The organism is Synechococcus sp. RC10B2, assembly GCF_047502635.1.
This window is the reverse complement of sequence record NZ_JANSHO010000018.1, coordinates 1-20,067: the sequence shown is the minus strand read 5'-3', so window position 1 is coordinate 20,067 and position 20,067 is coordinate 1. Positions and strand designations below refer to the sequence as shown.

Genomic DNA, 20,067 nt, shown 5'->3' with positions numbered 1-20,067 from the left:
CAAAAAAAGCCGTTTGCGTCGGCGGTGCGGAGCACGTTTGCTAGGCTAGCATCCCCAGATCCCCTTCGCGGCCAGCGCCGGGATCCCTGGGCCAGACTTTAAGGCCGGCTGGCTTGGCTGCCATCCCAGATGACCACCACGGCAAAGCGATCCAGAAAGCCGCTGCTGGCGTTCATCTGGCGCAGGTTGAAGGCGTCTTCGGCGGAGATCACCAGGTCGTAACCCAGCGTGCGCATGGCGCGAAGGCGGTGGGGCCGTTCTCCAATCCGGTTGACCAGCGAGCGGGCCTGCTCTTCCGAGGTGGTGTAGGCGGCGGTGCCCTCGCTGCCCACAAAGGCGGCGTTGAGGTCTTGGCCAAGGTTGATAGGCGGGTAAACTGGGTTGCCGTCGGGATCCAAAAGGCGCATCGACTGGCTGGGCAAAAAGTCCAGGCCCCGCGCATCGACAATTAACCCAGTTACCTGGGGCTCTCGCCGCCGGGATCCCGCCTCTAGGCCAGTTCCACCCCCTGGGCCCATCCCTGAGCCAGGGCTGGAGCCGCGCACCCCGCTCTGGCCGCTGCCGGGCCCGATCACGTCTCCCTGTCCAGAGCCAGAGCCGCCGCCGGGGCTGGTGCCCAACTGCCGCAACAAGTCCAGATCGAAAATCGGCCCTTCCGACCCTGCGTCCTCGACAGGAAACGCCGACTCTACGTTTTCTACCTGGTCGGGAGTGACCGGACGCCAAGGCGTTTCTTCCGGGAGGGGTTGTTTCTCAACCGCTGGGGCAGGGGATCCCCCCTGGAGGCGGTAGAGGGGAGGAAACAGGGTTTGCGCTTCAACAGCTTCCCCCGGCCAGACCAGGATCCCCAGCGCTGCCCAGATCGCTCGCATCCCTGCACCGTGAGTCCTATCTTTCCACCACCTCATGCCCACACCTCTTGGCCTGATAACCTGCGGCTCACCCTTCCCCCATGCTACCCAGGCAAGGCCGGTGCGGCAGGGGATCCCGCGCAGTCCTCTTTTGGACTGGAGAGCAGCGGCTGATGCTTGGCCGCCCATCCGCCGGCAAGGGCGGGCCGCAAGCCCATTTTGGGGATCCCTGACTCGAGATGGCGGGGAAAACGAGGCTTTGATCCCCAGCGATCCCCAAGCTCTTGACCAATAGGCAAAAATACGTGAACATAAGTTCATCATTCCTTTGATCCCCGTTGATCCCGACCTATGGTCATCAGCGGTTGGAAAACGCCAAGCAGGCTGTTACCCCAGTGGGCCAGGGGTTGCCCTTAGCCACAAGCTGGGATCGGCCTTTGGGTTAGCCAGTGGAGTGTGCGCACAAGCCCGATCTGTTGAGGACAGGAGACCCCGACCATGCCACAAGAGCGGATCCCGTTGGAAGAGATGACCATCCGGCAGTTGCGAGAAGAAGCTGCCCGCTACCAGATCCCCAAGTACAGCCGCATGACCAAGGATCAGCTCATCCAGGCTGTCCGGGAGGCCCAGGCCAAAGCTGGCCGCCCCGCCGATACAATGCCGGAGCCGAGCGGCCAAGAAGCGGTGACTGGCACCAAGTTTGTCGGCCCAGGGCGTAGCAATCCCGATCTGGTCGATGTGGACAAGCCGCTGGGGGATTTGCCGGATGGCTATGGCGAAAGCCGCATCGTTTTGCTGCCGCGGGATCCCCAGTGGGCCTACGCCTATTGGGATGTGCCCAACGAGGCCAAAGAAAGCAAGCGCCGCGAGGGAGGGCAGCAGTTGGCGCTGCGCCTCTACGACGTAACCGATATCGATTTCGAACGCCAGCCGGCCCACAGCATGCAGGAGTACCCCTGTGACGAGCTGGCCCGCGAGTGGTACTTGCCGATCCCGGTGAGCGACCGCTCCTATTTGGTGGAGATCGGCTACCGGACCGCAGATGGCCGCTGGCTGATGTTGGCCCGCTCGGCGGCGGTGATGGTGCCGCCGGTCTTCCCCTCCGACTGGTTTGAAGAGCACTTCCTGACGGTGCCCTTTGACATGCCCCTCCAGGGCCGCACCCTCTACCAGCTCACCGAGCCCTACAAGCGCAGCGCCACCGGCATGGGCGTGGTGGCCTACAAAGGCGACGAGCCGCAGCGGCAGAGGACGGCGGATCCCTTCCTGGAGATGGTGGGCGGCTTCGAGGCGATGCGGGTGGCGGGATCCCTGTTTGGCAGCCACCAGATGGGCAGCCGTCAACTGGTGCCCGAGCAGGCCATCAGCTCGTTTATTATCCCGTCGGGCGTGGGCATGATGGGAATGGCTATGGCCATGGCCGAAGTGCCTGCTGCTCCCTGGATGGCTTCCGGGTCGGGACTAGGGCTGTTCTCCGGCGCTTCCGAAGTCCTGCCGCGGCGCTCCCGCAAGTTCTGGCTGGTGGCCGATGCCGAGCTGATTGTCTATGGGGCCACGGAGCCCGATGCCACCGTCACCATCGGCGGGCGCAAGATCCAGCTCAACCCCGATGGCACCTTCCGCTTCCACATGGCTTTCCCGGATGGCAACATCGACTTCCCCATCTTTGCTGTGGCTGCCGACGGCGAGCAAAACCGGGAGATCCACATGACCTTCGACCGCCGCACCCTCTCCCGCCGCACCAACACCAAGGAAGAGGCTATCGAGGAGCTGTTGCCCTAAAGGATCCAACCTTCGGCTTCTCGCCCCCTGGAGCTGGCCGGGGGGCTTTTTTCCCTGGGCTGGAGAGCTTGACTCTAGTCATCGAAACAGGGGATCCCAGCCCTAGGAGAGGTCGATCACCCGGATCAGTTGTTTCAGCTTCTCCATCACCCGTCCAGAGCGAAGCAGGTCTTCCGCCTGTTGGATCCCTTCTGGCAAGGATGGGGCGTGGCCGAGGAGCCACAGATAGCTACCCCCATTCCAGAGAGCGGCTGGGGTGAGTTCACAGGGATCCCCGCTGAGCACCTGCTGCATCTGCCGGAGCAGCTCTTTCTCTCCGGAGAAGGGGATCTCCGGGCCTGCCAAGTGGCAATCTCTGGCCTTCAAGAGCAGCCGTTTGCCGCCCTGGTTGAGAATGGCCGCTCGCTCCCGTGGCAGGTCGCAACTGCCTTCCAGACCTTTGACGGTGGTGAATTGTCGAATCTCCCGCAGGGCAAACAGCTCCAGCATCGTGGCCTCGGTGGGAGGATGCACATAGCCGGCCACCAGGTGAAAGGGGCCTTGGTAGGGCGTCCAGACCAGTTCCAAGGTGGCCAAGGGGGGGCGCTTGCCGATTTGATCCCGGTAGTCCATCAGAGCCTGAGCCTGGGGAAAACAGGTGGGCAAATACAAAAATCCCAGCCCGGTTTGTTCCAGCAGTTGCCCCACCCGCTCCAGGGATAGCCCTCGCCAATCCACCCCCAAGCTCCGCCACACCGCTTCCAAGGGCAGCCCATACTTGGTGGGACAGAAGCCAGAGCCATGCAGCAAAACGGCTGACCCTGCCGCTGCTAGCAGCAAAGCCACCAGCACCCCCAGCGGTGCCGTCCGCGAGCGGCCATCGTAGGGATGGCCAAAGATGATCAAGGGATGGGGCAAATCCCGTTGGGGCAGAAGAGGGCCGTCTTCTGCATAGGCATCCAACATACCGGCCAGCTCCTCGGCAGTGGGGCGCTTGATGCGGTGGGCAATTAAAAAAGCCCCGATCTGGGCGGGAGTGGCCTCCCCCCGCAGGAGCATTCGAGCAGCGCTGGCGGCCTCTGCCCGGCTGAGATCCTGGTGGGTGTGGGTGCCGCTGCCGATTTTTTTCAACAGCTCGCGAAACTCTTGGCTCATAGCATCGGCGGTCGGGAGCGCTGGGCTACTCAGGATAGGGGGAGATAAGGGCGGAACACTTGAAACTACCGATATGGGTATTTGACCAGAAATTTCTACAAAAGGTCTCTACAAAACCGACAACAGCCCAGCAGAGGGCCAATGGGGATCTGCGCCGGAAGCAGGCTCAGCATTACCAGACTGCCTAATCAGCTGGGCGGCCAACTGCAAAAACCGGCGAATGGGAGGGATCCGATAGCGATCGCTGGTGGTAACCATAACCACCTGTCGCCTCAAGAGGGGGGGCTCGGTGGGTCGCACCTGCAAATCCGGATCGGCGCAGCAGTCCACCAGGGCCGACTCCGGCAGGAGGGCAATGAGCTGCCCCTGTCGCACCACCCCCCGAAAGGCATCCAAGGTGTTCAGTTCCAGGGCTGCTTTGAGGGGAAGCCCCTGCCGGGCCAGATGGGATCCCACCAAGGAGCGCATAGCATAGCCATCCTTGAACACAGCCTGGGGATACTCCGCCAGCACCTTCCAGGGGATCCGCTCGTAGCGGCTGAGGGGATGGTTGGCGGGCATCAACACTTGAATCGGCTCGGAGTACAGTGGCTCCACCACCAGCTCTGCCCCCCGGGTCATCAGGGGGTTCTCCATTACCAGGGCCACATCCACCAGCCCATCCCTGAGCACCTTTAAGGCGCGGTCGCTGCCCAGAGCGGTAACCCGCAACTGCACCTCTGGGTACTCCCGGCAAAACTGTTGCAGCACCGGCGGCAGTTGATGGGCGATCAGAGAATGGATCCCGGCAATGCAGAGCTCGGTTTGCTGGCCCTGCAGCCATTCTCGAATGCTTTCCTGAGCCCGCTGCCATTCTTGACAGATGCGACGGGCATGGGGCAAAAGCCGTTCCCCGGCCACAGTTAGGGCCACCGGGCTTTTGCGATGCAACAGCGGAGCGCCCACTGCTTCTTCCAGGGCCTGGATCTGGCGGCTAATGGCCGATTGGGTCAGACCGCTGAGGCGAGCAGCGGCCAAAAAGCTGCCCGTTTCCACCACGTTCAAAAAAGCTTGCAACAACTCCAGCCGCACTCGGGATCCCTTGATGATGTAGCCTGCCGTGGTGGCATCCTAGCTGGGGAAGCGGTAGGCTTTTGTAAACACCGTTACAAGTTGTTTGTTGGACTGGGGATCCCCAAGCCAGGAGGAGAAGCAGATGGGTTGGGATCCAGCCTTGCTGGAGGGGCTGCTCAACTCTGCCATTCCGCACCTTTTCCCCGCTGCCCAGGTGGTCATCCGCCACAAGGGAAGGTGTATCTACTCAAGGGCGGCAGGCCATCTCGACCCTGAGACCCGGCGCCAACCAACAACCTCGGCCACCCGTTTTGACCTGGCCTCGCTGACCAAGCTCTACACCGCCACCGCCTGCATGGCCCTGGTGGAAGCCGGAGCGTTGCTGTTGGATCAACCGGTGAGTCTCCTGTTGCCGGAGTTTCAGGGATCCCGCCCCATTGCCCCCTATGAAGATCCTCTGCAGCCGGGGAAATGGATTGCTGTGGAACCGGAATCCTTAGGCCAGCTTGTTGCAACAGAACAGGTGACGGTGCGACAGTTGCTGGCCCACACCGCCGGTTTGCCCGCCTGGCGGCCCCTGTTTCGACAGCCCGATGCCGAATCGGCCCGGCACATGGCCCTGCACACCTTTTTTGCCTACAGGCCGGGATCCCGCACAGTCTACAGCGATCTTGGATTGATCCTGCTGGGGCTGGCTTTGGAACGTCTGAGCGGAACCCCTCTGGATCAGATCTTGCATGCCCGGATCTTGCAGCCTCTGGGCCTGAGCCAAACTCAGTTTTATCCAGGGGATCCCTTTGACCCATCCTCTGTCTCTGGCTCTTGTGCCCCCACCGAGCTGTGTCCTTGGCGAAAGCGCCGCCTACAGGGGCAGGTTCACGACGAAAATGCCGCCCGCCTGGGCGGGATCGCCGGCCATGCCGGACTATTCGCCACGGCAGAGGAAGTAGCCGCTTTCGGAGAGAGTTTTTTGACGGGATCCCTGTTGCAGCCACAGACGGTGAGGGAAATGACCCGCGAGCAGTTGCCTCAGCAAGGGGATGCCCACCGCTGTCACGAGCGCCGGGGTTTGGGGTTTGCCTTGCGCTCTCCGGATCCCTTGGCCAGCAGCTCCCCGTTCAGCCCCAGCGCCTTCGGCCACACCGGCTTCACCGGAACCTCCCTGTGGATCGATCCAGAGCGGGAGCTGGTGGTGACGCTGCTCACCAACGCCGTCTACCACGGTCGGCAGGAGAACGGATTCCAGGCTTTCCGGGTTGCCTTCCATCAGGCCATCCTAGAGGGGCTTTCTTGATCATTGAGTCCCTGACCGTTCCCGCTAGGGTGCCGTAGGCATAACCGAGGCTGAGGTGGACGAGACCTTTTACCGACAGTTGGCAGACATGCTCTCCCGCGGGCCGCTGGTGGTGGCCACGGTGGTCCGCACCCAGGGATCTGTGCCTCGCCAGGCAGGGGCAAAACTGGCTGTGGGATCCGATGGCACCCTGTTGGGCACCATTGGCGGTGGAGCTGCCGAAGCGGAAGTCATTGCCCGAGCGCAAACCCTTTTGCAGGCTGCCGTTCCCGTTGGCGATGGCGATGGGGAGTCCTCGCCGGCTGGGATGCAAGTTTCCCTTGACCTCAACAGCCCTCCCCTGGGCGTTTGCGGGGGACGGATGCACATTTGGCTACAGCGATGGCAGGGATCCCTTGCCCAAACGTTGGTGGCCCAGATCCTCCAGGCTCTGACCCAAGGGCAAAGGGCTTGGCTGATCACTCCCCTCCATCCTCAGGGGTTCCCCTACCTCAGCCTTAGCGACAGCGGTGCGGAGCACTTTGCCCCCCTGCCATCCCGCCCACAGCTCCTCGCGGGATCCTGGGTCGAGCCCCTCCTCCCTTCCCCCACCCTGCTGATCGTCGGAGCGGGCCACTGCGGCCTGTCCCCGGCCCAGATCGCCCATTTGGCCGGCTTTCGCATTTGGGTTCAGGACGATCGCCCGGACTGGGTAACCCCTCAGCGCTTTCCCGTTGCCGAGCGGCTGTGCTCAGAACCCTTTGCCCAACTTATCCCCCATCTGCACAGGATCCCGCAGCTCTACATCGCTCTTGTGACCCGCAGCTACAGCCTCGATTGCCAAATCCTGCGGGCCATCTACCACTCCGGCCTGACCCCCCACTACCTGGGGATGATCGGCAGCCGCAAGCGGGTACAAACCGTACTGCGAACCCTGGCCCAGGAAGGGATCCCGGAGACCGCCTTCAGCTAGAAATCGCAGGAGCCCCGCACTGTACCCGTAGGGTCAGTGTCGGGAGGAATGCGGAAGTTACGATAGAACCATGACCCAAGTCCTGACCGTCTCCTGTAAGCTCAAGGTGTCCCAGTCGCAGGCCGCAAAGTTGGACGCGACCTTGGATGCCTTTGTGCAGGCGTTGAACTGGGTCAACCAAAACACGCCCGAGAAAGTCACCAACGCCGTTAAACTTCAATCTCTGTGCTACCGCGAAATCCGTGCCCGGTTCGGCTTGTCCAGTAACTTGGCTCAGCAGGTCTGCAGACGGCTGGCCGGTGCCCGCAAGGTTGCCCGACAGAAAAACCGCCCCGTCAAAGCGTTCAAGGGGGGCTTCGCGACCTATGACGCTCGTATCTTTTCGTTCCGCGAGAAAGACTGGACGGTGTCGCTGACCACGGTTGAAGGGAGAGAACGCTTTGAACTGGCCATTGGCCGTTACCAGAGAGAACAGTTGGCGGGCTCCAATCCCAAATCGGCCACTCTGGTCAAGCGCAGAGACGGCTCCTACTACATCCAGATTTGCGTAGAGAAAAACCCGCCCAAGCAACAAGATACCGACAGGGTGATCGGGGTGGACTTGGGCAGGACGGATATCGCCCATACGTCAGAGGGGGACAATTGGAATGGACAGCAGTTGAACCGAGTCCGCGACCACTACTCCAAGCTGAGGGCGGCACTCCAACGTAAAGCCAGTAAGGGCACACGCAGTTCGCGGCGCAGATGCAGAGAACTGTTGCAACGGCTGTCTGGCAAGGAAAGACGCTTTCAAACGTGGGTCAATCATCGCATCTCCAAAGCTATTGTCTCTAGGGCAAAAGCCACAAACAGCGCTCTTGCTCTGGAAGACTTGACAGGGATTCGGGAAAGGGTCAATCAACAGCCACGCAGCAAAGCCGAACGGCGCAGGGCCAACAGTTGGGCGTTTTATCAACTCCGTCAATTTTTGGAGTACAAGGCTCTGCGTGCGGGGGTTGCTCTGATTCTTGTTCCGCCTGCCTACACGTCGCAGACCTGCCACCGGTGTTTGCACATCCATCCCGACCCTGCGCAATCCTATCGCAGTGGGAAGCAGTTCAAGTGTGGGCACTGTGGATGGGAAGGGGATGCGGACTGGAATGGGGCCAACATGATTGCCAAGCTTGGGGCTGTCGTAAACCAGCCTAGAGGCCCGTGGTTGGCTTGCCAACTGCAGGGCTACCGAAAGCCCGCCCTGTACTGCGAAGCAGTCAGGGCCGGGTAGTTTACTCGGCTCTTTGCCCCCATTGGCCTGGAGATCCACGCCGAAACCCCCGCCGAGATTGCCATCAGCATCACCGCCCAGCTCATCCAGGTGCGACGGGGATCCTCGAAGACAATACCCACACAAAAGGGCGAAACTTAGGCGTAGGCTTGCCGGTTAGCCGGAGGACAAGCTAGGCTAGAAAAGCGCCGCGGGGTAGAGCAGCCTGGTAGCTCGTCGGGCTCATAACCCGAAGGTCACTGGTTCAAATCCAGTCCCCGCTATAGGAACTCAACATCTGCAGGCATTGGGAGAGCTTCTCTAAGTTGTCTTGAGCCGAAGCTAGGAAGACGGTGCATGGATCCGCGGGAAATCGAGGCGTTGATACAGGCTGCCCTGCCCGGAGCCAAGGTGCAGGTAGAAGATACAGTTGGCGATGGCAACCATTTTCAGGCTGTCGTCGTAGCTGAGCAATTCCAAGGCCTCCCCCTCATCAAACAGCACCGGCTGGTGAACGAGGCCTTGAAGCCCTACCTTCAGGATGGCCGTCTCCACGCCCTAGCCCTCCGTACCTTTACCCCTAGCCAGTGGGAGCAGCTTCGGAGAGCAGCCCCCGGCTCAGCTTGAGCGGGCTTGCACTAGCCAAAGCTAATACGGAGCAGAGAAAAATCATCCTCAAGATCGGCCTTGCCGCGGAAAGACTGAATGTGCTGCAGAACGTGATCGAGGCCAACGCAGGCATGCTTGCTTAGGAAGGACTTCCAGTTCTCTATCCCCCAGATCCCTTCCGAGCTGGACACTTCGTAAACCCCGTCGCTGAACACGTAGAGACAACTGTTGGCCGGGATCCGGACTTCGTCCCTAGCAAAGTCCTGATCGGGCAAAATGCCAATGGGCAAATTGGGGGTCTTCAGCTCTAGGGGGATGGGGTCTGATTGCGCAACCAACAGAGCGGGGGGGTGGCCAGCGCTGGCAAAAGAAAGCAAGCGAGATCCCGGCTGATAGACCCCATACCAAAGGGTGAAGTACATTTCATGGTGGGATCCCATTGGGAAGGATTGGTTGAGGGCGCGCAACACCGCATCCGGCTGCCGCAGGTCTGTATCGGGCAGGCTCTGGGAACGCAACTGGTTCATCACCGACACCGACAACAACGCGGATCCCACCCCGTGCCCTGACACATCTAGCAGGTAGATGGCCAGGTGATCCTCGTCTAGCCAGTGGTAGTTAAACGAATCCCCCCCCAGCTCCTGGGAGGGCAAAAAGCACCACTCAATCGCTATTTGGTGAGGTGGGAAGTCGGCCGGCTTGGGCAAAAGCGAACGCACATAGCTGGCTGCTTCGGCCAACTCCGCCCGCAGTCGGGCCGTTTGCTGCTGCAGGTCATAGCTGAGCTGGTGCAAGCGCAGCCCAGCCCGCACCCGCGCCCGCAATTCATTGGGATCGATGGGCTTGCTGAGGAACTCATCTGCCCCGGCATCCAGGCCCTGGATGCGGTCTTCGACTTCGGTGCGAGCGGTAAGCAAAATAAAGAAGGTGGTGGAAAACTTGGGATCCGCCTTGATGCGCCGGCAGACCTCCAGCCCATCCATATCCGGCATCATCCAGTCACAGATAATCAGCCCCGGGGTTAGGAGATGAGCTTTCTCCAGCCCTTCCAAGCCACCGCTGGCCATCTCGACGGTGTAGCCCTGCCGCTCCAGGGATCGCTTCAACACCAGCCGAATCGTGGGATCGTCGTCCACAATCAAAATGGCCGTCATGACCACTGCACCTCAATCCCGAATCAACCCGAATTAAAACGCAACTCTAGCCCGTACTGGTAGGCAGACCGTTTATCCTAGCCCAGGAGTTGCGGCAGAAAAACCGGCTTGGAGGGCGGTTAGCGGAAAAGCCTCAGCAACCTCATCCCCCAGAGCTAAAGTTGCGTATCCCTTAGTGGATCCCTAAAACCGTGGTTGCACGCTACCCAAAAGCTGACCGTTTCAAGATACTGGTGGGAATAGATAACAGCGGGGGGGTTTTTGGGCAGATTCTGCTTTAGAGACTTCCATTGGACAAAGAGATACGGATCACATCTTATCCATCCTTTGCCGGTCTAGAGTGAACTTTGAGGTTAAACGGCCTTGGCTGCATGAGCGCGTCTCCTCTACCGTTATCTCCTCCGTCCGTTCGGGATTTGCAGGCGGCTTCAGCCGCGGCACCCCGCCAAGCTCCCAGGGGAGAAATCCGGCTGGAGGATCTGGACGAGAAGCAATTGCTGGCCGGCCTGTCGTCGGTGGTGCTCAACCCGGCAGCTTGGAGTTGCTTTAGCATCAGTGAAACCAGCCGCTTGCTACGCCCCCTGCAAATTTGCCCCGACTTGACCGGAACTCCCGTTCTCTCCCCAGGCGCCACTGCTGAAGTTGTCTATAAGTTCCTGCTGAGCGACGGTCGGATTGGAACCATGAAGGGGCTGATCTCGATCGAAGACTTTCGCAGCAAGCGGCTGCATTCTATTTACGAGGAACTGCGTATTGAAAAAATCATACCGGTTTTTAACGAAGCGGTTGTCGAGCAGATCATCGATCAGTTGAAGCCGATTTTTGCCCGCGACCTGGACGAGCTGCTTTGGCAAGAAAGTTTTTACTTCACCCCTCAAGATCTACGCCAGCCGGAGTTCTTGTTGCGCGGCCTGCGGCCCGAGGCGATCCCACGCCGCTTTCGGCCGCACCTGCAAAGGGTGTACTCCCACATCATAGGGGTGTGTCGCAGCTTGCCCAACATCGCTTTCCAACTGTGTCTGCGGGCCTACCTGGAGTACAACGAGGTCAAAAACAAGCATCTGTTGGCAATTCTGCTCAGCAAGTATTTTTACACGCTCTATCGCATCGGTGGACTGGACGGTTGGAAAAGTCGGGATCCGGTGGAAGTGGGATCCCTCTACTCTTCCAATCGACGGGCTCGGCTGCAGGCTCTTTCTCACCTGCTGACGCTGGACAACGACAGCGACGAACCGCTGGCAAGCCTTGGGGATCCAGGGCCGCGCGGCAGCTATTTCAGTGGAGAGGGGGAGCCTGCTGCTGGCGAGGTGCCGAGCGCAGAAGAGATCGAAAAGCTGCGGCAAGATGTGGAGGCAGCGCGCAGCCAGGCCGCCGAGGCCCAGCAGCTGGTAGCCCAATATCAAGAAGAGAAAAAACAAGAGCTGCTCAACCGCCTGCAGGATCCCAATAAGTTTCTCCTTTTCAGCCTCCATCAATTTTTCGACACTCTCCTCACATCCCTGCCGGTGGAGGTGAAAAGCGAGTACGGAGCCGTCTGGGTGCCCCGCACTTCCCACTTGGACGAAAAAGAGCGGGACAAGCTGACCGAACATTTGCACCAGATTACCAGCGAGGCCTATTTGCTGAGCATCCCCTTTGCCGAGGCGACGATCATTGGCTATTGGCGGGTTTTGGCCGATTCGTTCTACAACCAATGGGTTTTGAATCAGTACAAGCAGTTGCAAAGCTACGGAGTGGATCTAGAGCAGCAGGGCATCCAAATCCTGGAGCGCGAACGATTTTTAGATGAAGTGCAACTGCGCTTTGCTGGCCGCCACCGCGAGATCGTGACTCAAAATGTGGAGAAGATCAGCCAAATTGTGGTAGACAGCCTGGCCAAGCGGGTGGCCCTCAACACCAGCCAACAGAGCTTTCAAGCCATGCGAGCCAAATTGGCCACCGTTTTGGATATGGAGATCTCCCGCAAGGACATGGCGCAGGTACGGCGGCTGATCGACTACTTCACGGATGTGTTTTTGGGCAAGCGGGAGGAGCTGCGCTCGCCCTATCCGGTGGGCACCATCTTGCAAGTAAGGGCAGCCATCGAGCTGCGTCCCCCCGACAGTCGCACCCGCATTGGCCTGGAAATCCTAAACCAGATCTACCGCGAGTACATGCCTGTGCTGCAGCAAGAGTAGGGGCAGGGATCCCAGGGGCTGGCAAGTTTTGGGCACAATGGGGACTGGTGTGCTGTTTAGGGTTGGAGACGGCAAGTTCCCATGCGCTACCGCCAGCTTGGCCACAGTCCTCTGCAGGTTTCGGAGATCTGCCTCGGCACCATGACGTTTGGTGAGCAGAATACCCAGACTGAGGCTTGGGAACAGCTCGATTACGCAGTAGAACACGGGATCAACTTCATCGATACGGCTGAGATGTACCCGGTGCCGGCGCGGGCGGAAACCCAGGGAGCCACAGAACGCTACATCGGCGAGTGGCTGCAGCACCAGCCGCGGGAGCGCCTTGTCATCGCCACCAAGATCACCGGCCCGGGGCGGCCCTGGCACTGGATCCGCGGCGGGTCTCTCTCGATTAGCCGCAACAACCTCAAACAGGCGGTGGCCGGCAGCCTCAAGCGCCTGAAAACCGACTACATCGACCTCTACCAAATCCACTGGCCGGATCGCTATGTGCCCCTGTTTGGGGGCGTGGCCTACGATCCCTCTCAAGAGCGGCCCACGGTTCCCATTGCCGAGCAACTGCAGGGTCTGGCGGAACTGGTGCAGGAGGGCCTGGTGCGCTACATCGGCCTGAGCAACGAAACCCCTTGGGGAGTCTGCGAGTTCTGCCACGTGGCCGAGCAGTTGGGCTTGCCCAGGGTAGTCTCGATTCAAAACGCCTATAGCCTCCTCAACCGCACCTTTGAGATGGGGCTGGCGGAGGTCTGTCGCCACGAACAGGTAGGGCTGCTGGCCTACAGCCCCCTGGCCTTTGGGCTGCTGACGGGCAAATACCTGGGGGGCGCCAAGCCGCCGGGATCCCGTTTGGCCCTGTTCGAGGGCTTTGGCCAGCGCTACCGCAAGCCCAATGTGGAAGAGGCCGTGGCTGCCTACGTGCGCATTGCCCGCCAGCACGGCCTGACCCCTGCCCAGTTGGCTTTGGCCTTTGTGCGCAGCCGTTGGTTTGTCACCAGCACCATCATCGGGGCCACCAACCTGGCCCAGCTCAAGGAAAACCTCAGTTGCCTCGAGGTGGAGCTGTCGCCTGCGATCCTGGCAGAAATTGAGGCGGTGCACCAGCGCTACCCCAATCCCGCCCCGTGAAACTTCGGAAACCGATAGAACTTTTCAGGAGATTTTTTCGTCTAGGGTTACGGAGTGGGTAACTCCATCCGGCTCTTCTTCGATTGTTGATTGTTTGGGCCGATGTCTTTTCTTAGAGCCTTTCTAGCAGGTAGCGAGGAGTTGTAGGGGATGCGTGAGTTTTCTCTTTGGCAAAGTTGGAAGGCGGCAGCCGTGATAGCGAGCTGGGGCAGTTTGTTGCTGGTTGCGGATCCCGTTTGGGCGCAACTTTCCGATATCAGCACCTACTGGGGCGCCCAGTACATCGCCGGGCTCAATGAGCGGCAGATCATCGGCGGCTTCCCAGACGGCACCTTTCGCCCCAACGAGTCGATTACGCGGGCCCAGTTTGCCGTTATCGTCACCAAAGCTTTTGGGCTAGATACCAACGTCCCTGTGCGCCCCTTTGCCGATCCCATTCCCAGTTGGGCAGCTCCCTCCATCGGCGCGGCGGCAGCAGCGGGGTTAGTTTCCGGCTTTCCCGACGGCACCTTCCGTCCCAACGATGTCCTCACCCGCGCCCAGGCCATCACCGTTCTGACCCGCGCCGCCACCAACGGCAGGCTCCTCGAGGATCCCGGTCAAATTGAAGCCATTCTGTCCGGCTTTACCGATGCCAATTTGGTTCCCAATTTTGCCCGCGCCCCCATCGCGACAGCAGTTCAAGAAGGTCTGTTGGTGCTCTACCCTGATCCCACCCGACTGAATGCCCAGGCGGTGGCCACGCGGGGGGAAGTGGCGGCTCTCACCTACCAAGCGCTGGCCAAGGTGGGCCGGGTGCCCAGCCTAGACCCGCCTGTGGGAGCTGCCATCCCCGGGCCAGGGATCCGCACCGAGCTTCTGGCTCAGGTCCCCCCCACGCCTGAGCCCCTGGCCACGCCGGATATCCCCGTGGAGCCGCTGGTGGAAACGCTGCCCGCCGCCCCAGAGGTGAGAACTTTCTTTGCCCGCGAGGAGCTGGGATCCGTCAAGCCGGGAGATACCTTGACGGTGTATTTGCTGGGATCGCCAGGGGCGCAGGCGTCTTTCTCCATTCCCGGCATTGCCTACAACCTGCCCCTGCAGGAAACCCGCCCCGGCCAATACGAGGGCAGCTACACCTTCCGCAGCCAAGACCGGGCCTCGGAAGCGCCAGTATTTGCCCGTCTGGAGGGGAATGGGCTGGTGACCCTGGTGCGATTGCCGGACAAAACCATCAGCATCGGTCGGGTGACCGACACCACCTTCCCCACCATCAGCGACCTGGCGCCGCCCAACGGAGCGGTGACCGACAACCCGCGCCCATCCATCTCCGCTCGCTTTCAAGATGACCAGGGAATCGACCTCAATAGCTTTACCCTGCTGGTGAACAACGTGGACGTTACCGCCCAAGCTCAGCTCAGCCGCACCGGCTTCGCCTACACCCCAGCCGAGCCGCTGCCCACCGATCGACCGACCTTGATTGCCGTCCAAATTGGCGATACCAGCGGCAACACCGCCATCCAGCAGTGGTCTTTCCAGGTGCAGGCCGCCCAGCCCACACCCACTCCAACACCCACGCCGACTCCCACACCCACGCCCACACCGGAAGCGACTCCGACCGCAACAGCAACGCCTACCCCCACCCCAGAGCCTGTAGTGGAGCCTTTGCCTTCTCCCTCTCCCAGCCCTTCTTAGGCAAGAGGGATCCCATGAACAGGCTTTAGTGGTGTTTTAAAGGCCAATGGGTTGCCCCTAGATACTACATCTAGTGGGCACGAGCTGGTCAGGATGCTAAGCTACTGCCAGTTGTGACTGGACGGGATCCATGAGCTCAGCGTTGCAGCCGTTTTTGCCGTCGTGGCAAAGGGTTGGCTTTGGGTGGCTGGTGAGTGGGGTGTTGTGGGCTGCGGCGGTCGCTCCCATCACTGCCCAGCAGTTCGAGTTCACGCCCCAAGCCCCTCAGCCAAATCCCGTCCCTACCCTGCCTCTGCTCAGCAACCCGCCCGGCTCCACGGCTCCGCAAGCCCTGCCGCCTGTGCCTCAGGTGCCGCAAATGCCCCTTACGGGGGATCCCCTCCCCCCACCGGGGGATCCGAGCCCGGCCCCAATTCCGGTGGTGCCCGTTCAAGCGGCCCCAGGTGGACCAGCTCCGCCAGGCGAAGCCTACTCCTATCAACGGCGGCCCGACCTCAGCCCAGGGGGGAACCTGGCTGGGGCCGCGCGGGGCGAGCTGCCTGCCGGCACCCGTATTCCTCTTACGGTCTACCGACCCATCACCTTCCAGCCCTACCAGGCCATCAGCGCCAACCTGGAAGTCTCCGAGCCAGTGCTGGATCGCTTTGGCCAGGTGGTGATCCCGCCAGGGAGTGTGGTGTGGGGCACCTTTGAGCCGGTTTACAGGCCCAGGGATCCCCTCAGTCGTGGCGAAGACAATGCCGACCTGCGGAAACAGATCCTCGGCAACCGCTTTGTGGCCAACCGCCTCACCATCGGCCCTTCTACCTATCTCATTAGAGGCCAGTCTGCACTGCTCCCGGTTGGGTTGGATCGCAACGCCGATGTGGGCACCACCGTCGCCCGTGGGGCGGGCTATGGGGCGGCGGGCGGGTTGGCCTTGGGGGTGCTCACAGGGGGATGGGGCTTTTTGCCCATCCTGGCCGGCGGCCTGGCGGGTGCTGCTGCAGGTAGTACCAACATCGACCGGGTGGTGACGCTGCAGCCCAACACCCTGGTGGAACTGGAACTGAGCGAGAGCCTGATCATCCAATAGCCTTGACAAGAAGCGAGCAGGAGCGGGTCGGTAGAGTAGAGAAGATCCCCCCAAGTTTGCTCCATGGCCCTTTGGATCTACGTCGTGCCCCCCCTGGCCGGGCTGGTGATCGGCTATTTCACCAACGACATCGCCATCAAGATGCTCTTCCGGCCCTACCGGGCCTATCGGATTTTCGGCTGGCGCATCCCCTTCACGCCCGGCCTGATCCCGCAGAACCAGCCCCGCCTGGCCAAGCAGATTGCCAAGACCATCATGGGATCCCTGCTCACGCCAGAGGAGCTGCACAATCTGGCCCGCAAGCTGCTGCGAACTGAGCGCATGCAGGCAGGGATCCGCTGGCTGCTGGGGGTGGCGCTGGATCGGCTGCAAAACCCCGAGCAACAGCAGCAAACCGCTCAGGTGCTGGCGCGCATCTTGGCCGATCTGTTCAACGAGTCGTTGCCCCGCCTGGTGAAGGTGCTCGCCCGCCAGGAGACTTTTTTGGAGGGGCCGATTAACCAACTGTTCGACCAGGTGCTGCTAGAGCTGCGCCTCAACGCCGAGCAAGCCCGGCAGCTTTCGGAGTGGATCCTGAAGCAGGCGCTGCCCCCCAAGGTGTTGCGGCAGAACCTGGTGGATTTTCTCACCGATCGCAACATCGAAGCTTTGGATGAAGAATTTCGCGAGCGGGCCACCGGCTCCTACTGGCTGGTGGCCAACTTGTTTGGCCTCAAAAACGCCCTGCTGCGCCTGCGCACCTATTGCCTGGAGGAGCCGGAAGGGGCAGAGGCCATCTTGGAAGATCTGCTCAAAGACATCAACGCCCCCCGCCGCCTGACCGAGATCCTGCAGAACCTCTCCCTGCAAAACCTGCCGGTTTCCGCCGTACGTCAGTTGCGCCGTGCCCTGCGCGATGGGATCCAAGATTACCTGCGCAGCCAAGGGCCAGAGGTTATCAAGGGGCTGGGGGAGAGCATCGATTGGGAAAAAGTGGCCAGCCTGGTGTTGGGTCGCCTGCGCAACTCCAAGGCGCTGATCGCCTCCATCGATCAGATCAGCGCCGACCTGGCTTTGATCCTGGAGCGCTACCTAGAGCGGGATCTGGAATCGCTGATGATGCAGGTGATCCCCGTGTTGAACTTAGATCAGGTGATTGCCGACAAAGTCAACGCCACCTCCCCTGCTGAGCTGGAGCAGGCCATTCAGCAAATTGTGCGCCAGGAACTGCAGGCCATCGTCAACTTGGGGGGGCTGTTGGGTTTTTTGGTGGGCTGCGTGCAGGTGCTGTTTTTGCTGAGGTGACGGCCCCCTTCCCCAGAAAACGGGAGCTTGGATTGCGGCTTTTGCTTCAGTTATGATATTGGAATGCGGTTAACAATTCTCCACACTTCCGATCTCCACGCCAACCTGCATCCCTGGAACTACTTTGCCGGGATCCCTGCAGAACATGGCTTGGCCAAGCTGGCCACCCTGATCAAGCGTGTGCGAGCAGCCAGCGAGGATCCAGTGTTGCTCATCGACAGCGGCGACACGATCCAGGGATCCCCCTTGGGCACCTACTATGCCCAGGTGGAGCGGGTCTCCCCCCATCCCATGGCCCACGCCCTCAACGCCCTCGGCTACGACGCCTTTACCCCCGGCAACCACGACTTTAACTTTGGGCTGCAGGTGCTGCAGGATTTCACCGCCGATCTCCGCTGTCCCACCCTGTGCGCCAATATTCTCCGCCACAACGGGGATCCGCTGTTTCGCCCTTACCTCATCCGAGAAGAGGCCGGGATCCGCGTCGGCCTGCTGGGGCTGACCACCCCCCGCATCGACACCTGGGAGCGGCCCGACTACATTGCGGGGCTGCGCTTTGCCCCCCTGCTGGAAACTGCCCAGCACTACCTGTCGCTGCTACGGCCCCAGGTGGACGTGTTGGTGCTGATCCTGCACAGCGGTTCCAGCCAACTGCCTCCCCTGCGCAGCCCTGAGGGCTGGCGCAGCCCGGATCGCCGCGGCTGGGCCAGCAACAAAAGCTTGGTGGGGGAAAACGAGCTGCTGGCCCTGGCCGAGCTCGAGGGCATCGACGTCATCCTCTCCGGCCACACCCATCAGACCATTGCCGGCCTGGGGGGGGCCAAGGCCCTGGTGGTGCAGCCCGGCTACTGGGGCAGCCACCTTTCCCACGTGTCTTTGGAGCTGGAGCGCCACGGCGGACGCTGGCAAGTTGTCGGGAAAACTGCCCAGTTGCTGGCTGCGGAAGGGATCCCTGCCGATCCCGAACTCCTGGCCCTGACAGAGCCCTACCACCAGGCCACCTTGCGCTACATCCGCCAGCCCATTGGGCAGGCCCGTTGTGCCTATCGCGGCGGGCTGGCAGCCCGTTTTGGGGCCAACCCCCTAGCAGAGCTGCTCCATCAGGCCCAACTGCAGGCGGTACGGGAGGCCGGCCTTTCGGCGGAGCTCTCCCTGGTCAACATCTGCAGCAGTGCCGGCCTGGCAGCGGGCCCCATCTTTCTGCAAGACGCCTACAGCCTCACCGTTTACGACAACACCCTCTGCGTCTTGGAGATCACCGGCGACATCTTGCGACGCGCCCTCGAGCAGACCGCTGGCTATTTTCGCCAGTTGGATCCCGAGCATCTCCCGGCAGATCCCGCCTCTGTCGTCGCCCCCGAAGCCCGCGGCTACACCTTCGACCTCTACCACGGCATCGACTACTGCTTCGATCTCACCCGCCCTGTAGGCGAGCGCTTGGTGACCCTACAATTTCGCGGCCAGCCGGTGCAGCCGGATCAGACCTTTCGCCTGGCCATCAACCACTACCGCGCCGGCGGTGGGGGGGGCTACAGTATGTTCCAAGAAGCCCAAACCCTCTGGATCTCCGCCGACAGCATCCGCGACTTTCTCGCCCGCCACATTCACACCCATTCCCCCATCCAGCCCATCTACCGCCACAACTGGCACCTCATTCCCAACTTGGCCGAGATCTACTTTTCCCAGAGCTTGGGCCAGCTCCAGGACAGCCTGCTGGTAGGCTAGAACAACTAGGGATCTCAACTGGCTGGCAGAGGAGTCGGTAGAATACGATCAGCACAGAGCCCAGTTTGGCTGATTGCGACGCTGGTTTTGAGACTGCCAAACTGTCGGCACCCGACGTTACTGCTCCTTAATCACGCTTGTCGACATAACCCATGACTGCTGAAGAAAAGCAACCGATGCCCACAGAAGATGCCTATCCTGAACTCCAGGAAGAGGAAATCGACGTAGAAGCAGAGCTGGAGAAGCTGATTTTGGAAGACCGTGAAGCGGAAGCCAGCACCTCCTCTGGCGAAGCCAGCGCTGAGGCTTCTCAGGATCTCAGCGAAACCTTAAAGCAGCTCCAGCAGGAGTTGGAAATAACGCGCCAGCAACTGAAAGAGAAGGAAGAGTCCTACATCCGCCTCTATGCCGATTTTGAGAACTACCGACGGCGTACCCAGCGGGAAAAAGAGGAGTTCAGCCAAAAAGAACGGCAGAAATTTGTGCTGGAGATCCTGCCTGTGGTGGATAGCTTTGAGCGGGCGCAGCAGCAGTTAAAGCTGGAGACCGACCGCGAGCGGGAGGTGCACAACAGCTACCAAAGCGTCTATCGCTTGCTGGTGGAATGCTTGAAAAAGATGGGCGTATCCCGCATGAAATCGGTAGGCCAGCCCTTCGATCCTAACCTGCACGAGGCCATAGCCCGCCAGCCCAGCAGCGAGTACCCCGAAGATGTGGTGGCCGTCGAATATCAACCGGGCTACAAGCTGGGGGACTTGGTGATTCGCCACGCCATGGTGGCTGTCTCGTCGGGCAGCCCAACCTCTGAACCGTCTCCCTCAGACCCAGCCACCCCCAAACCCGAGCCGGAAAGCACGCCTGCCTCTCCCCAAAACCCCCAACATTCGTGACGTACTCCCGCACTCATGCTGACGCATAGAGTGCGGGCTTCCCAGTGA

Annotated in this window: 18 protein-coding genes, 1 tRNA gene and 1 pseudogene; 15 read left to right on the top strand and 5 right to left on the bottom strand. The window is 60.9% G+C overall.

The window, feature by feature from the left end; all coding sequences use genetic code 11:
• Window positions 1–98: 98 nt before the first annotated feature.
• Window positions 99–872 carry a hypothetical protein gene (locus NW855_RS03010; protein ID WP_228375449.1) on the bottom strand — a complete coding sequence of 258 codons (774 nt, stop codon included), beginning with the start codon at window positions 870–872 and terminating at the stop codon, window positions 99–101.
• Window positions 873–906: 34 nt separating this feature from the next.
• Between NW855_RS03010 and NW855_RS03005 the strand changes: the two genes are divergently transcribed.
• The gene (locus NW855_RS03005) at window positions 907–1,146 is read left to right on the top strand and encodes a hypothetical protein (protein ID WP_011429871.1); all 240 of its coding nucleotides are present in this window, start codon (window positions 907–909) and stop codon (window positions 1,144–1,146) included.
• 203 nt (window positions 1,147–1,349) lie between these two features.
• Window positions 1,350–2,633: a DUF4912 domain-containing protein gene (locus NW855_RS03000; protein ID WP_099812268.1), complete on the top strand. Its 1,284-nt coding sequence runs from the start codon at window positions 1,350–1,352 to the stop codon at window positions 2,631–2,633.
• A 102-nt stretch (window positions 2,634–2,735) separates the two neighbouring features.
• On the opposite strand, the gene NW855_RS02995 is transcribed toward NW855_RS03000, so the two are convergent.
• Together NW855_RS02995 and NW855_RS02990 are read right to left on the bottom strand one after the other, a co-directional pair.
• Window positions 2,736–3,767: an anthranilate phosphoribosyltransferase family protein gene (locus tag NW855_RS02995; protein ID WP_414402632.1), complete on the bottom strand. Its 1,032-nt coding sequence runs from the start codon at window positions 3,765–3,767 to the stop codon at window positions 2,736–2,738.
• Window positions 3,768–3,875: 108 nt separating this feature from the next.
• Window positions 3,876–4,838, bottom strand: a complete 963-nt coding sequence (locus NW855_RS02990; RefSeq protein WP_414387804.1) for a LysR family transcriptional regulator — start codon at window positions 4,836–4,838, stop codon at window positions 3,876–3,878.
• Between the two features lie 124 nt (window positions 4,839–4,962).
• On the opposite strand from NW855_RS02990, the gene NW855_RS02985 reads away from it, so the two are divergent.
• From NW855_RS02985 to NW855_RS02965, 5 genes and pseudogenes are all read left to right on the top strand, one after another.
• On the top strand, window positions 4,963–6,114 hold the full coding sequence (locus tag NW855_RS02985) for a serine hydrolase domain-containing protein (RefSeq protein WP_414402633.1): 1,152 nt from the start codon (window positions 4,963–4,965) through the stop codon (window positions 6,112–6,114).
• 55 nt (window positions 6,115–6,169) lie between these two features.
• The gene (locus NW855_RS02980; protein WP_414508326.1) at window positions 6,170–7,066 is read left to right on the top strand and encodes an XdhC family protein; all 897 of its coding nucleotides are present in this window, start codon (window positions 6,170–6,172) and stop codon (window positions 7,064–7,066) included.
• 70 nt (window positions 7,067–7,136) lie between these two features.
• Window positions 7,137–8,330 carry an RNA-guided endonuclease InsQ/TnpB family protein gene (locus NW855_RS02975; protein ID WP_414508325.1) on the top strand — a complete coding sequence of 398 codons (1,194 nt, stop codon included), beginning with the start codon at window positions 7,137–7,139 and terminating at the stop codon, window positions 8,328–8,330.
• Between the two features lie 15 nt (window positions 8,331–8,345).
• Window positions 8,346–8,471, top strand: a pseudogene (locus tag NW855_RS02970) (hypothetical protein); the annotation flags it as partial.
• Window positions 8,472–8,519: 48 nt separating this feature from the next.
• Window positions 8,520–8,593 (top strand) — tRNA-Met (locus NW855_RS02965).
• 58 nt (window positions 8,594–8,651) lie between these two features.
• On the opposite strand, the gene NW855_RS02960 is transcribed toward NW855_RS02965, so the two are convergent.
• Entirely contained in the window at window positions 8,652–8,864 is a 213-nt protein-coding gene (locus tag NW855_RS02960) for a hypothetical protein (RefSeq protein WP_240527422.1), read from the bottom strand.
• On the opposite strand from NW855_RS02960, the gene NW855_RS02955 reads away from it, so the two are divergent.
• A complete protein-coding gene (locus tag NW855_RS02955) occupies window positions 8,802–8,936 on the top strand; it encodes a BolA/IbaG family iron-sulfur metabolism protein (protein ID WP_240527876.1) in 135 nt (44 codons plus the stop codon). The genes NW855_RS02960 and NW855_RS02955 overlap by 63 nt on opposite strands.
• 11 nt (window positions 8,937–8,947) lie before the next feature.
• On the opposite strand, the gene NW855_RS02950 is transcribed toward NW855_RS02955, so the two are convergent.
• Window positions 8,948–10,072: a PP2C family protein-serine/threonine phosphatase gene (locus tag NW855_RS02950; RefSeq protein ID WP_011429861.1), complete on the bottom strand. Its 1,125-nt coding sequence runs from the start codon at window positions 10,070–10,072 to the stop codon at window positions 8,948–8,950.
• A gap of 371 nt (window positions 10,073–10,443) precedes the next feature.
• On the opposite strand from NW855_RS02950, the gene NW855_RS02945 reads away from it, so the two are divergent.
• From NW855_RS02945 to grpE, 7 genes are all read left to right on the top strand, one after another.
• Window positions 10,444–12,249 (top strand): hypothetical protein, encoded by a 1,806-nt coding sequence (locus NW855_RS02945; protein ID WP_414402861.1) that lies wholly within the window; start codon window positions 10,444–10,446, stop codon window positions 12,247–12,249.
• An 81-nt stretch (window positions 12,250–12,330) separates the two neighbouring features.
• Window positions 12,331–13,371, top strand: coding sequence for an NADP(H)-dependent aldo-keto reductase (locus NW855_RS02940; protein ID WP_011429859.1), 1,041 nt, complete (start codon window positions 12,331–12,333; stop codon window positions 13,369–13,371).
• A 150-nt stretch (window positions 13,372–13,521) separates the two neighbouring features.
• The gene (locus NW855_RS02935; RefSeq protein WP_414508324.1) at window positions 13,522–15,045 is read left to right on the top strand and encodes an S-layer homology domain-containing protein; all 1,524 of its coding nucleotides are present in this window, start codon (window positions 13,522–13,524) and stop codon (window positions 15,043–15,045) included.
• Window positions 15,046–15,175: 130 nt separating this feature from the next.
• On the top strand, window positions 15,176–16,120 hold the full coding sequence (locus NW855_RS02930; RefSeq protein WP_168173639.1) for a hypothetical protein: 945 nt from the start codon (window positions 15,176–15,178) through the stop codon (window positions 16,118–16,120).
• A gap of 63 nt (window positions 16,121–16,183) precedes the next feature.
• Window positions 16,184–17,404: a DUF445 domain-containing protein gene (locus tag NW855_RS02925; protein ID WP_011429856.1), complete on the top strand. Its 1,221-nt coding sequence runs from the start codon at window positions 16,184–16,186 to the stop codon at window positions 17,402–17,404.
• A gap of 63 nt (window positions 17,405–17,467) precedes the next feature.
• Window positions 17,468–19,129 carry a bifunctional metallophosphatase/5'-nucleotidase gene (locus NW855_RS02920; RefSeq protein ID WP_414402863.1) on the top strand — a complete coding sequence of 554 codons (1,662 nt, stop codon included), beginning with the start codon at window positions 17,468–17,470 and terminating at the stop codon, window positions 19,127–19,129.
• A gap of 152 nt (window positions 19,130–19,281) precedes the next feature.
• Window positions 19,282–20,019, top strand: coding sequence for a nucleotide exchange factor GrpE (grpE, locus tag NW855_RS02915; protein WP_228375447.1), 738 nt, complete (start codon window positions 19,282–19,284; stop codon window positions 20,017–20,019).
• Window positions 20,020–20,067: the final 48 nt, after the last annotated feature.